Here is a 12,839-nt window from a genome sequence, read left to right as displayed (position 1 = left end):
GTTTCCATGAGCACCGCCTCCAGGCCAGCTTCGGTCAGCCCTCTGTGCAGCCATTACGACAGTGGCCCAGCCTCAAGGCCAATCGCTGCGATGCGGCCATCCAGATCGCGTAGCCAGCGGGCCAGAACCCCGGGTTCGCTGTCCGCCTCTGCCTCCTTGATGATCTGGCCATGCTCGCTTACCACGCACACTGCGGTCTTCGCCAACGACACATCCAATCCGATAAATAGCTTCATCCCGTCATCCTCCATCTAGGGTCAATACGGGAATGGCGACAGCGCCGTGCTGGTCTGACAAGTGGCAACGGCGGTGTGTGACGCAGGCGCCGTTACAGCATCTCATAGCCAGTAGATGACGATTGCAGCGAGGGCTATGGTGGACAGGAAGACCCTGGGGCATCGATCATATCTTGTTGTGACACGACACCAATCCTTCAGGCGGCCAAACATGATCTCAATCCGGTTGCGTCGCTTGTCGTATTTGACTGTCTTCTTGCGTTGTTTCTGACCAGGGGTGCAGGGGCGTATCCCCTTTTTTAACGCTTCCCTGAACCAGTCCGCATCATAGCCACGATCACCGAGTAGCCAATCAACCTTCGGCAGGCCGCTCAATAATGCACGTGCGCCGATGTAATCACTGACCTGCCCGGCCGTCACGAACAGATCGAGCGGGCGGCCCTGGCTGTCGCAAATAGCGTGGAGGCTGGCCCCTTTCGGGACATTGCGTTGCAATGCCCTGCCGGGCAGCGGTTCATGCCGCCTTTGGTCCGGCCGATCAGGCGTCCACGCCCCCTTTTTGACGCCCAAACTGGTCGCTGTCCGGTGGGCTTTCAGGTAGGTGGCGTCGATCATTACGGTCGTCTCTTCGCCATGTTCGGCAGCCAAGCCCGCCATCATCTTCGCGAAGATGCCTTTATTGCTCCCGTTGCCCGGCAGGGCATGCTCTGCATGCCCGAGAGGAGGCGCTTCCAACGATTGTAGAGCGTCTTGTGTGGACCATAAGCTGCCGGGGCGTCGCGCCACCTTAGGCCATTGCGGTTTATGAAGATTATCCCGCTCAGCACGCGCCGATCGTCAACGCGAGGTTTGCCGTGGGACTTTGGGAAGAAGGGCTCAAGACGCGTCATCTGCGCATCCGTGAGCCAGAAAAGGTCAGACATATTCACCGCTCGTTTTTGAGCCGTGAAGCACGCCACCAAACGGAAATCAATGGGTCCTGACCCTAAGGCGACGCCTCATGCATTGCGTTGCTCCAGGTTAGCCCAGTTCTGCTATTTGCGATGCATGGATCTATGCGCGCCTTGGCTTCCGACCCACATGCAGTCCATCGCTCGTTCGATCATACTAAAGCCAACGCGTGGGACGCCAACGAGGCGTCGAACGACGAAAAACCACAAACCTTAGCGCAGCGGAGTGCTGATCACATCCTAAGTCTCAATTGTTGGGCATGTGTTTGCTGGCCCCTTTCAAGTGAAACGCGAACACTCGCTGATCTCTTAGCCCTTTCTCGTCGCGAGTTGACAAATCCGGGCCTCAGATTTCTACTTTAGCACGAAATGTAACAATTTCTACAGCTTTAGGGTGATTCGCGATTGAACATGCTTCTACGAGACAGACAGAACTCTCCAGATTCCACTCACCCGATATCGCCATAGAAATATGTAAGTCCGGTAACACTGAGAGTTTCTCCGAAACGGAATTTGTCTCAAACTTGTTACATTCCAACCGCGTTATAGACTGTAAGTATCAGTATGATGATATTGGATCATATATTTTTAAACTACAGTGTGTTCAGCAAGAATACTACCTGACACGATCAGAGCGCGAGGTTCTTACGAAGCACCTGGCTGAGATGGTCGCGACAAGTGGTTGCCGCGTACTCGTGGATCTAGGCGCAGGCTCAGGTGAGAAGGTCATCGCTGCGTTGAGTGCTCAACGACCCTCCCATGCAGAGTGCATGACCTTCAAGTATGTACCGATCGACCTGAACGAACAGGTCTTGCGGGACTGTATCGGAGCATTTCGAGATGCGGGACTGAACAATCCGATACATGCCATATGCGGTGTGTATCCCGATGTTCTTGAAGCGACAGCAAAGTTTGCTGAGCCGAAGCTTTTTGCGTCATTCGGAAGTTCAATCAGCAATCAGGATATGCCAGAGATCAGAAGCTTTCTGTCTTCGATACGCGGTGCTTGCTCGGCTGATGATCGGTTCTTGCTTGGTGTCGATATAACCGAGGATCCCGGGAAAATTGCGCGTGCATATAATGACCGCAATCAGGTCAACCGGATCCACAACCTAAACGTTCTGAATCATGTAAATCGACGTCACCGTGCGAACTTTGAGACCGATAACTTCACCACAGTCTCGGAGTTCAACACACGTACCTGGCGTCTTGAGACTCATGTCGTTGCCAAAACACGCAGTAAAATATCATGCCTTGATGGGCGGGTCGAATTCGAAATGACCGCCGGAGACCGGATCAGGACCGAAATCTCCCAAAAGTTCAAGGAAGCTGAAGTCATTCCGATGGTGGAAGCCGCTGGATTTAAACATACGGCGTCTTGGACCGATAAAGCGTGTCATTTCTTGCTTGCCATGTTTTCGCCAGCAGAAGCAGCACCGCACCATGAGCTTGTACCGGGATGGCAACATGAATGAGACGCCCCATAAAGTAGATATCCTCATTGTTGGAAATGGCGCGCTCGCCTTGTTTCTTGCAGACGAGCTTGCGCAAAGAGAGACGCAGAAGCGCATCGCGGTTGTTGGTCCGGCAGGGCGGGACGGCTGTGCAAGCCGCGCAGCAGGGGCTATGCTCCCGGCATTCTCCGAGCTTTCGACGGAGACACTGTCAACGGACATCGGCAAGGCCAAATTTGAGCTGGCGCTGGAGGCGCATAAGCTTTGGGACGGGTCGCTGGATCGGCTGCAGAGGCAGTCTCCAGGTGGAGATCCGCTGAAGGTTTCGGACGACACGTTCGTCGTGCTGAACTCCAAGGGCAGCGATCTCGATTCCCAAAACTTCGACGCCATGATTGTGGCGCTCAAGGAGTATCAAGCGCCATGGGAAGAGGTGGAACCGAAGGCCATAGCGGGCTTCAATCCCCAACCTGATTGCCGCGCTTTCCGGGCGATCCGGCTACCAGACGAGGGCGGTATCGACGTAAGGGCGGTACTGTCTGCGCTTGAGGCCTCGCTGGCGGACGCAAACATCCCGATCATCGACCAATACGTGCGCAAAGTTCAGTGCGAAGGTGATGTGGTATCCGGCGTGGAGCTTTCTGACGGCAGTTTTGTCGAGGCGGAGTGGATCGTGATCGCCGCGGGGGCGCGCAGCGAGGCCCTGGTTCAGAGCGCCTCCAAGGACATCGACATTCTGCCCACATTTCCGGGTCTTGGGCTCGGGATGGTCGCCAAGCGCTACGAGGGAGACGCGTTCCAAAGCGTCGTGCGCACGCCGAACCGGGCGTTCGGATGCGGCCTTCACGTGGTGCCGAACAATCAAGGGAGGGAGTATATCGGCGCCACCAACAGCGCCTCGCCGCGGTCGAACACCGGTGTGCGCCTGCTCGATCTTCACTACATCACGAAATACGCCATGCAGCAGCTTGACGAGGGCATCGCCTATCACCAGGTCGAGCAATTCCTGCGCGGGTTCAGACCGATCAGCCTTGATGGCTATCCGATGATCGGCGCGCTCCCGATGCGTGGGCTTTACGTAATGACCGGCACCTTCCGCGACGGCGTGCACAGCGCGCCGCTCCTGGCTGTTCACGTCGCCAACGAGCTCGAGGGCAAACCGCGCTCCTATCACCTCGAGTTCACGCCGACCCGCAAGCCCATCGTCACCCGCACGATCGAGAGCTCGATCGACGAATGCGTGATCCACAGCTTGGCCAACTGGTACGAGTATGGCGAGAACGCGGCGCTCTTCTCAACCAAGGAAATCGAAGCGCATTACCGCGATAAGATCACTAAAATGTACGATGAAATCGATGTCGATTACGCGTTGCCGCCAGAGGTTCTTTGGTATGCGTTTGATGACCCCGAGAACCGCATCGTGAACTACCTCAAGCAACACTAGGCGCCAGCGGCGGCGATCTCGGGAAGATAAAGATGTCCAACCTTGTTGACGCGGATTTCCGGAACTATCGAACGTCTCAGCGCATAGAAAAGCTCGAACATACCAAAGACGCCGTTACGTTGACGTGGAGCGACGGGCATGTGGGCCACTACGACCAGCAATGGCTCTTCGACAATTGCCGCTGCCCACTATGCGTGCATCCAGAGACGCTGGAGCCTCTGGTGCAATTCATCGACAAGCATGTGCCGGGCATCGGCGAGATACTTACGACGCTGGACGCGCTCAAGATAACCTGGGCGGATGGGCACCTTAGCCAATACAGCAACGGCTGGCTTCGGTCCTATGATGCCTCCCTAGACGCCAACCGCGTCCCGACATTCGAGGAGCGGTTCGATCTCTGGGACGCGACGAGCCTGGCCGTGCCGGAGTTTCAATACGCGGACACGCATTCAACCGGCGAGATGGGGCGGCTACTTGAAACGCTGATCAATACCGGGTTCGTGATCGTCAAGAACGCTCCGCGCGACGACGGCTTCGCGGTCGATTTCGCCAAGAGGATTGGTGATCTACGGGTTACGGCCTTCGGGCGGTACTTCGACGTGATCGCCAAGAACGAGCCCAATAGCAACGGCTACACATCGTTCGCGCTTCCGCCGCACACCGATATCGCGCATTACGAGGCACCCCCGGCCATCCAGCTTCAGCACTTTTTGGAGAACGACGCGAAGGGCGGGCTTTCGACACTCGTCGATGGGTTCAAATTGGCGAGGGTGCTGGCCGAACGGAAGCCCCAAGTCTTCCAGCAACTCATAAAACCGGTTTACACGTTCCGTTTTCAGGATGATGCGTTGGAGCATGCCTTTCAGGGTCCGATCATCGCGTTGGACCCCGACGGGAACCCCAAGTCGGTCAGATTGGATCTCGACATTCTGGAGCCATTCATGGGCTCGGTTGATGAGGTCCGGAAGTGCCGTTCCGCCGTGAAGACATTCTGCGCCTATTGCATGAACGACGAATTTCAGTTCACCAAGAAACTCGACGCGGGTGACCTGATGATCGTCTCGAACACGCGGCTCTTGCATGGCCGGACCGCGTTTGAGCCATCGACGGGCAAACGCAGGTTGCAGGTCTGTTACCTGGACCGCGGCGAGGTCAGCAGCCGGATGCAGGTTTTAAACCGCAGCACGCCCGGCTCGCGCGGGCAGGTCTATGACGACGCGGGCCGTTTTCTCATGTGCACCACCACATGAGCGGGGTCTCGCTCTCAGGGGACGTCGTGCCAAGGGTCGCAGGCGCCGTCAGGGCCTTTGCAACGCGGTCTTGGCCCTGTGATGTCAATGCACGTGGCATCGTTGATGAAGCCGTCGAGACGGCCAAGGATTTAGACCGCCCTGTTTTCATTATGCAATCCAACAAAACCCTCACGTCTGCGTTCGCGGCCCCGGCGCGCGATAGGAACAAAAAGCTGGACGTCGCATGCGTGCGAGACGGACCCGTCGTCGAGATAACCGGTGACGAAAGCATCTTGTGTCCTTTCCTAGAGGAGACGTATGCTCTTCAGGCTGGTGTTTCGAGCGCCGAATACACGGCGAGCAAGGGTAGGGCCTAGGTTGGAGGCAAAGCGTGTGATTTGCGTGAGTGATGTGAGTAGAGTTCGAGCGCCGAGATGCGCGAGCCATGGCCAGTGATCCCGGGCCAATCGCCGAGCGCCGCGATCGAATATACGCCGTCGCGGCGGTTCTGTTTGGCGCCGCGATGTTCTCGCTTGGGGACGCCATCGTAAAATATGTAAGCATCAGCCTTGGCCTGTGGCAGATGGTGGTGCTGCGCGCGCTGATCGCAATCCCGCTGCTCACATTACTTTGCGTTCTAGGACGCAAGACCATCCCCTTGATGCCCGACCAAGTGTTTTGGACCGCGGCACGCAGTATACTCATGGTAGCGATGTGGCTGTTCTATTACGGCGCGCTGATTAATCTTTCAGTGTCCGAGGCCGCGGCGATCTACTACACGATGCCGATCATGTTGACATTGCTGGCGGCGGTGTTGATCGGCGAGCGCATTCACCGAAGCGGTTGGTTCGCGGTCTTCTTGGGTTTTCTTGGCGCGTTGATCACCATCCGCCCAGACGTCGACGGTTTAGACACGCTGACGCTGCTGCCCTTGTGCTCGGCGCTTTTTTTCGCCCTCGCGATGATCATCACGCGACAGAAGCTGCGGACCGAACACCCTCTCGTGCTCACGATAAACCTTCAGCTCTGTTTTCTGATCGCGGGGCTGCTCGGAACCGTGTCCGTTGGCTTTTTTGATTGGTCGGATGCATCCGTTCAAGCTGGGTTCTTCACCAACCCTTGGAAGCACTTGAGCGCTGGCGAGTGGGCGGTGGTCGTACTTCTCGCGCTGATCATCTCAGTTGGAAACATCACGACATCAATCGCTTACCAGAAGGGAAAGGCATCCGTCATCGGGACACTAAGCTTTTCCTACATTCCGTTTGTAGCCATTTGGGGGTTTCTCTTCTTTCGAGAAGTTCCAGAGTTTTCGACAGTCATTGGCGTGATCATGATCACTGTAGCAGGTTCAATAATCGTGCGATCGTAAGTGTCCCGCCGTCGGCATTCCAAGAACGACGATCAAAGTATATCTGGAGCTCGCGGACAACGAAGCGACCGAATGCGTCTAACATTTAATGTGAAGAACTTTTCGGTCGCCAGTTTCCTATGGAGACGAACATGGCATGAATCGGCAATGTGGCCTTATGCGCTTGGCTCGCTTATTGATCCGGGAGTGGTACTCAATCGTCTTGGCTTAAGAGGACGCCTGCAGTGCGTCGCAAAGCGCGAAAGTTGGGAGGTAACGCGATCCACATTATCCGCGTCCCGTATGTCGGTCTTGGTCTCAGCGAAAGCACGAGTTGGATCTCTTCGATTTAGACCACCTTCAATGTCCACAGCCGGGAAATGCGCTGCATTGCGGAAATCACAATGCTGCAAAAGCGAAGATCGAAAACCGAACGACCGTAAGGTCCCGTATCTTTCGAGTTCAAGCGTGGTGCAGCGAATGTCGGTAGTGACCATCAACGCTTCTTCGGCCATTTGTATTCGCCGGTAAGCACGATGTGGGCCCAGCCGAGCGGAGATGTGTGTGCCAGAAGTTCAGGCGGAACCGGTAACCCAGCATCCTGACATTCTGCTACGGCTTCACCCAGACGAGCGGTATTCCAGTAAATCACGATGGCCGCCAACAGGTTGAGCGCAGCCATGCCGTAGTGCTGATCTGCTGAAGTTCGGTCCCGGATTTCACCCTGGCGACCGATCCGGAGCGCGTTCTTCAATGCGTGGTGTGCCTCGCCCTTGTTTAAGCCGATTTGCACACGGCGCTGCATGTCGGTGTTCAATTCCCAATCCATCATGAATAGGGTGCGTTCGACCCGGCCGACCTCGCGCAAGGCGGCGGCTAGATCATTCTGACGTGGATAAGAGGCCAGCTTTCGGAGAATTTGACTTGGCGCGATGGTGCCCGCAGTCATGGTCGCGGCCATGCGCAAAATGTCAGACCAGTTTGACGCTATCAACCCCTCTCGGATTCTCCCGCCAACCATTCCCTTCAGATTTGCTGGCATTGCGCCGGGTTCAAAGACGTAGAACCGTTTTGACGGCAAATCCCGAATGCGCGGGATGAACCGATGCCCAAGGATAGAGGTGATGGCAAAGACATGGTCTGTGAATCCGCCAGTGTCGGCATATTGTTCCTTGATCCGCTTGCCCACGTCGCTGTTGAGCAATCCATCCAATATATAAGGTGCCTCACTGACCGTGGCTGGGATGGTTTGGGAGGCGAAGGGTGCAAATTGATCGGACACATGGGTATAGGCTTTCAAGCCGGGTTCGTTTCCATATTTCGCGTTAATCAGGTTCATCGCTTCGCCCTGGCGGGTGGTGGGGAAGAACTGGCCATCGCTCGACGCCGTCAGACCCATGCCCCGGCGCGCTTGCCGCAATTGGGGCAGGGGACCACAAGGACGGGATGGGGATACGCACAGAAATCAGTCATGTCCCACACACTCCATCGCATCCATCAAGGAAGCTGAGTGCGGCCTGCCTGGCTTTTACTTTCGTCTTGGTCATATCGACTTTCCTTCTGTGGTGGAGGCGGGGGGTCTTTGCGCCCTACCGCCATTGGGCTGCGCCTCGGCCAGTCTGGTCTGCCCGAAAACGCATGTTTTCGGCGGAACAGAGTGGGAGAGGACGAAGCCCGACCCACGGCCCGGGTGACGGCTGTGAAGGGGGTGGAAGCGTCCCTGGCGCGGCCCGCAGGCGTAGCCGAGGACACGGGGGACGCTGGAACCGACGCGGCCACCCCGGCGCTTGCCCCTTCACTGACGGTGACCGGGATGTTGGGCGGACGACAAAATGAAAGGAAATAAGTCGGCCGTGCCAAAGCGAAGCCCCGGTGCGGACGTCCTTGTCCGTCTTGAGCCGAGCATCCGCGCGGCTCCCACGTGACTTGTCTCAGGGATCGTTACCCAAACGGGCAGAGCCGGCAAGCCGGCTCCGGGCAGCGCATAGAGCCCAGCCCTGGCATGGCATGGCCTGAAGGACAGGGCGAAATCAAGCGTATTGGAGCGAGTATTCGGACTTCACATGTTGGCGACGCCGTCTTTGAAACTGGTCAGAACTAGCGCTCCTGTACTCTATCGTCGGCGCTGCGCAGCAGATCAGCCTTTGCCTGCGCCAGTATCGCCTGCATCACGGCAGTTGCGTTAACAACCATTATTATCCTTCTGGCCAATTCATCTATCGAACCATCGAAAGTAAATATTTTCTTTTGCCAATCATCGTTGATTGGGTGCTTTTTATTAGAAATCGGAAAATGGTCGCTGCCCCGGCGCTCTTTAAAGTCTATCGAAGAGCGGGTTTGGGCCTCCAGCCTGGGATCTGCTCAAACCCCATCGGCTGAAGGAAATCTACATCATGACATTTCAATCGATCGGCAGGACCGATATTATTCCGAATGCAGCGATCCGGCTAATAGGTATAGCTTCTGTGTCCAAACCCGAAAGTAACGAACGTACAAATATCGGATCAGTCGTCGAGACTGATGCGGGAGCGCTTCTTCTTTGGTTGCATTCCTATCCAGCTCATACGCAAAGAATTCAAATCGCTCTGGAAGACGATTTCGGCACCGAGAAAAATGAAGTAGGAGTTCTGATTGACCACGTTCAGTGGGCACCTGAATTCACAATTGGGGAGGTCGCTATCAATGGCAGAGTCGCTGAGGCGACACTGTTCGAGATACCCGAATTCGCAGCTTCGCTCCTTCTTAGGCCTCCAAACTGTAATACCTTCTAGACTGTCCGATCAACACCGCATCCGCTTCCTCAGTGAGGCGTCCAGCCGCAAAGGCTTCGCTATCCAATGCCCCCTTGATGACCCAAGGGGGCTCAACGCGTCGGCGCTGAGGCCTGGGATGAAGGTCTGTGTGCCCCATGATCCAAAGGGGGCGTCCATGACCAGCCGCGCGCCCCACTGTGACCATCCTCGCTGGCGGGCCAGGTTGGTTTTGACGCAGGTTTCATCAATAAAGATAACGCGCTCTGGCTTGGAAAGCGGTTTCGGTCCGTTCTGTTGCCAGCCGGGCTATCGTTTTCAACGATATTCCTGGTGGATCCTTTCGCTCTGGACAGTTTACCACTTGTTGCTGTCGATCCAGCTGCCCAGGAGGGCTGCACTCTGGTAGCATTCGTCAGGGATGTCTCTTTGACGTCCTCGCGCAATGCGCTCGGCAAAAGCCACTTGTCGAGAACTTGGGTGATCGCTCGGCTTGACGGCGTTGCGACGCAAAGCAGCTGCATTCGCGTCGATCCAACGTGACAATCGACGCCTGTCAGCTTGAACAGTCCCCGGAAGAGTTACGCCGGAGGAGGCCGAGATCCGTCGCGCATAAGCCAGCTGGCGTTCGGTTGGACGAAGCGGTGGCAACACAGCGTAATCTGGCGTTTCCGATTTGAACTGGACGTCGTGCTTACCCATGATTGTATCCCCCCGATACCTGATAGGGACATCATAGAACAGATCGGGAACAAAATCAACTCTCGCACAGGTATCGGCCAAGGACTAAGGGCGAAACGCGTATCGTGCAGAGCGTCGCATTCCCTATGATCCGGGACAGGGGAGGGGGGCGAAGCGCAAGGTCAAAGATGGCCCGGCCACGGTGGTGATGATCTGTTGGCTCTGACAGGTTCCCGGCGCCGGGCCAGGTCTTCGAGTATCATTATCTGTGGAAATTGAACTTGCAAAAAAGTGTACCCTATATGGTACATTGATGGTGACTGACGAAAAGCGACTACCAGCGCGGTTTTTCGCATTAGAGGGCGGTCGGGAGCCTGTCAGAGACTGGCTACTCGGTCTCTCAGCTGAAGACCGCAAAGCCATTGGCGACGACATCCGAACAGCCGAACTTGGTTGGCCGATCGGGATGCCCCTTTGCCGATCCCTCAAAGGTCGAAAAGGCCTCTGGGGGGTCAGGACGAAACTCAAGGGTGGGCGTATCGCCCGTGTGTTCTTCTGCGCCCATGATGGGAACATGGTGCTCTTACATGGCTTCATCAAGAAGACGGAAAAGACACCGATCACGAGTTGGATGTCGCGACCAAACGAATGAGAGGTTTGAAATGAGTAATGACGTGGAGAAGGGAAGGGTTGGCAGCAGATTCGACGACTTCCTGCGCGGTGAAGGTACACTGGAAGAGACCACCAGCACAGCGATCAAGCGCGTTGTGGCGTTTCAGATTGCGGCCGCAATGAAGGAACAGAGAATCAGCAAGGTCGAGATGGCCAAGCGTCTCGACACTAGCCGGTCACAGCTGGATCGCTTGCTCGATCCGGACAATGACACAGTGCAACTTGGGACGCTGGCACGGGCTGCCAAGGCTGTCGGCCGTCACCTGCGGGTGGAACTGCACTAGCACACCATGACAGCGCGCCAGTGGCGAGACGGAGGGGCGCAAATCGCGCCCGTGCTGCGTGATTGTCGTCATCAAAATCAAGGCCGATCTAAAGCATCCGAGTTCTGCCACTCTAGTCCCAATGAATCTCGGGCCACATCTCTTGAACCTTTCGTTTGGCGATCCGCGCTAACTGGGTTTTCACCTCCGGGATATGATCACCCCTTTGAAGAACGCGGTAAAACGTGTAGTACTTTTCACCTTTCTCAAGACACCAGGTCCGCAAGTTCATGTCTTTTTTAGCGAGTTCCTCATTAACCCAATTGTTCCTTTGAAACCTTGCCTGGAAGTACTGCCGGGTTGCTGAGCTGATGATGAGTTCAGCTGTGGTTGCTGTCGCAAACTGAGCCGTGTCGATGACGGCGCTCAACGGTTCAAAGCGTTTCGGCTTATTTCTATCGCCAGTGAGTGACTTACCCTCAATCTCCAACGTCCAGAGGATCTTCGGGTTTGGCCGCTGCATTCTGATAACGCATTTTTTGGGTGTCTCTGGTTCCTGGCCAAACGGTACGAGCGGCAGCGTAAAACTGTCCACATCGCTGTGCGTGGCCATAACCTGAAAGAGCGAAATCCCATCTATCTCAGTTGCAGCTGCAACTGTTGTTGTCGCCTTCTTCTCGATCACGACAAGCGGTTTGGCGTCATCGTCTTTGGAGAATGTGAGGTGATAGCCTTTCGAACCTTCGCGTAAGTATGCGTTGACGCGATACCCATCAGCGACCAGACCAGGAGCTTGATGCCAAAACACTGCGTTTACGGCGAGCAACTGATCCAAGTCTGCACTTTTCAACGATTTTGCTCTCATACTGGCTCTGAAGATCCGGATTTTCTGGTGCCTAATGTTGCCTATCTGAACACCGGAGTCATCTTCTTTCTTGATTTTTATTCAACTACAGATGGCCTATAAAACTGCAATATTTCATCTGTTGCACATTTTTACTTGCATCTTGACTGTCGATATTTCTACCTTTCACGAGGGTAGGTTGTTCCCTCCAACAAAGGCAGAACATGATGTACAAAACCACTAACCTCCACCGAGTTGCCTTGGTGGTTGGTATGACAATCGCCGTTATGGTGCCCTCCATCGCATCCGCCACGACCGCTGGTTCGAGCGGTATCGACGCGTCTTTCGAGACGATGCGCACTGATCTCAACACCATGCTCAGCGGCAACTTCGGGTCCCTGATGCTGCTGGTGTCGCTGATCATCGGGATCGCCATCTACGCATTCACATCAAGTATGAAGTGGGTCATCTCAAGCGTGCTGATCGCGTTCCTGATTGGCTACGGTATCGATATCATCAGTGGCATTGGTGGTGTGACCGCCACTGTCGATATGCTGGCGGCCACCACAGAGATGCCAGCAGACTCCCTTGACAGCCTCGATCCTCTCTGAAGCTGAGCCTGTGATGGCGCAAACGGCCATACTGACTCTGATTGTAAGGGATCAAGATGTCTAACAACTCCAACACTGTCCGTATCGAACAGAAGCTCGAAGTGCCCGGGCGTTTGTTTTTCTTCACGACTGACGATGCTGCGATGTTCCTTGGCCCGTGTTTGGTTGGGTTCCTTGGCCGCAGCCTGATCCCCGGTATCGTCATTGGCCTGATACTCTTTAGCCTTTGGCGTCGTTTGAAAGGCGAAGGTGGGGTCGAGCGGCTGAAAGCCGCTGCGTATTGGTTTTTGCCTGTTGAACTCTCTCCATATCGGTCGTTTCCGCGATCCGATGTGGTGCATTGGCGGGGATAGT

Annotated in this window: 14 protein-coding genes and 1 pseudogene; 9 read left to right on the top strand and 6 right to left on the bottom strand. The window is 55.6% G+C overall.

The window, feature by feature from the left end; genetic code table 11:
• Positions 1 to 53: 53 nt before the first annotated feature.
• The 3 genes from GTF44_RS20095 to GTF44_RS22240 all read right to left on the bottom strand — a co-directional run bounded on the left by GTF44_RS20095 (position 54) and on the right by GTF44_RS22240 (position 1,126).
• On the bottom strand, positions 54 to 236 hold the full coding sequence (locus tag GTF44_RS20095; protein WP_253261376.1) for a hypothetical protein: 183 nt from the start codon (positions 234 to 236) through the stop codon (positions 54 to 56).
• Between the two features lie 102 nt (positions 237 to 338).
• Positions 339 to 893 carry an IS5 family transposase gene (locus GTF44_RS20090; protein ID WP_253261378.1) on the bottom strand — a complete coding sequence of 185 codons (555 nt, stop codon included), beginning with the start codon at positions 891 to 893 and terminating at the stop codon, positions 339 to 341.
• Complete coding sequence (locus GTF44_RS22240) at positions 893 to 1,126, bottom strand: transposase (protein ID WP_253261377.1); 234 nt, start codon at positions 1,124 to 1,126, stop codon at positions 893 to 895. Before GTF44_RS22240 ends, GTF44_RS20090 begins: the two co-directional genes overlap by 1 nt.
• A gap of 584 nt (positions 1,127 to 1,710) precedes the next feature.
• Between GTF44_RS22240 and GTF44_RS20085 the strand changes: the two genes are divergently transcribed.
• The 4 genes from GTF44_RS20085 (at position 1,711) to GTF44_RS20070 (ending at position 6,685) form a co-directional block, all read left to right on the top strand.
• A complete protein-coding gene (locus tag GTF44_RS20085) occupies positions 1,711 to 2,661 on the top strand; it encodes an L-histidine N(alpha)-methyltransferase (RefSeq protein ID WP_171562797.1) in 951 nt (316 codons plus the stop codon).
• Positions 2,654 to 4,084 carry an FAD-binding oxidoreductase gene (locus GTF44_RS20080; protein ID WP_171562799.1) on the top strand — a complete coding sequence of 477 codons (1,431 nt, stop codon included), beginning with the start codon at positions 2,654 to 2,656 and terminating at the stop codon, positions 4,082 to 4,084. Before GTF44_RS20085 ends, GTF44_RS20080 begins: the two co-directional genes overlap by 8 nt.
• Before the next feature lie 32 nt (positions 4,085 to 4,116).
• Positions 4,117 to 5,334, top strand: a complete 1,218-nt coding sequence (locus tag GTF44_RS20075) for a TauD/TfdA family dioxygenase (protein WP_171562808.1) — start codon at positions 4,117 to 4,119, stop codon at positions 5,332 to 5,334.
• 427 nt (positions 5,335 to 5,761) lie between these two features.
• On the top strand, positions 5,762 to 6,685 hold the full coding sequence (locus GTF44_RS20070) for a DMT family transporter (RefSeq protein ID WP_171562810.1): 924 nt from the start codon (positions 5,762 to 5,764) through the stop codon (positions 6,683 to 6,685).
• A 475-nt stretch (positions 6,686 to 7,160) separates the two neighbouring features.
• On the opposite strand, the pseudogene GTF44_RS20065 reads toward GTF44_RS20070, so the two are convergent.
• Positions 7,161 to 8,054, bottom strand: a pseudogene (locus GTF44_RS20065) (Tn3 family transposase); the annotation flags it as partial.
• A gap of 1,003 nt (positions 8,055 to 9,057) precedes the next feature.
• Between GTF44_RS20065 and GTF44_RS20060 the strand changes: the two are divergent.
• On the top strand, positions 9,058 to 9,435 hold the full coding sequence (locus tag GTF44_RS20060; RefSeq protein ID WP_171562812.1) for a hypothetical protein: 378 nt from the start codon (positions 9,058 to 9,060) through the stop codon (positions 9,433 to 9,435).
• A gap of 336 nt (positions 9,436 to 9,771) precedes the next feature.
• On the opposite strand, the gene GTF44_RS20055 is transcribed toward GTF44_RS20060, so the two are convergent.
• Positions 9,772 to 10,116: a hypothetical protein gene (locus GTF44_RS20055; protein WP_253261375.1), complete on the bottom strand. Its 345-nt coding sequence runs from the start codon at positions 10,114 to 10,116 to the stop codon at positions 9,772 to 9,774.
• Between the two features lie 292 nt (positions 10,117 to 10,408).
• Between GTF44_RS20055 and GTF44_RS22655 the strand changes: the two genes are divergently transcribed.
• On the top strand, positions 10,409 to 10,747 hold the full coding sequence (locus GTF44_RS22655; RefSeq protein WP_171562813.1) for a type II toxin-antitoxin system RelE/ParE family toxin: 339 nt from the start codon (positions 10,409 to 10,411) through the stop codon (positions 10,745 to 10,747).
• Positions 10,748 to 10,757: 10 nt separating this feature from the next.
• Positions 10,758 to 11,051, top strand: a complete 294-nt coding sequence (locus tag GTF44_RS20045) for a helix-turn-helix transcriptional regulator (protein WP_171562815.1) — start codon at positions 10,758 to 10,760, stop codon at positions 11,049 to 11,051.
• 112 nt (positions 11,052 to 11,163) lie between these two features.
• Here GTF44_RS20045 and GTF44_RS20040 read toward each other — a convergent pair whose 3' ends face one another.
• Positions 11,164 to 11,880, bottom strand: coding sequence for a hypothetical protein (locus GTF44_RS20040; RefSeq protein WP_171562822.1), 717 nt, complete (start codon positions 11,878 to 11,880; stop codon positions 11,164 to 11,166).
• 266 nt (positions 11,881 to 12,146) lie between these two features.
• Between GTF44_RS20040 and GTF44_RS20035 the strand changes: the two genes are divergently transcribed.
• Both GTF44_RS20035 and traL read left to right on the top strand, forming a co-directional pair.
• Positions 12,147 to 12,485, top strand: coding sequence for a hypothetical protein (locus GTF44_RS20035; RefSeq protein ID WP_171562824.1), 339 nt, complete (start codon positions 12,147 to 12,149; stop codon positions 12,483 to 12,485).
• A gap of 56 nt (positions 12,486 to 12,541) precedes the next feature.
• On the top strand, positions 12,542 to 12,838 hold the full coding sequence (traL, locus tag GTF44_RS20030) for a type IV conjugative transfer system protein TraL (protein WP_171562827.1): 297 nt from the start codon (positions 12,542 to 12,544) through the stop codon (positions 12,836 to 12,838).
• Position 12,839: the final 1 nt, after the last annotated feature.

This window comes from Roseobacter sp. HKCCD6576-2, assembly GCF_013179285.1.
In the GTDB taxonomy this organism is placed as follows: domain Bacteria; phylum Pseudomonadota; class Alphaproteobacteria; order Rhodobacterales; family Rhodobacteraceae; genus Rhodophyticola; species Rhodophyticola oceani.
Note: the sequence above shows the minus strand (reverse complement) of the source record. Positions and strands in the feature narration are given on the sequence as shown.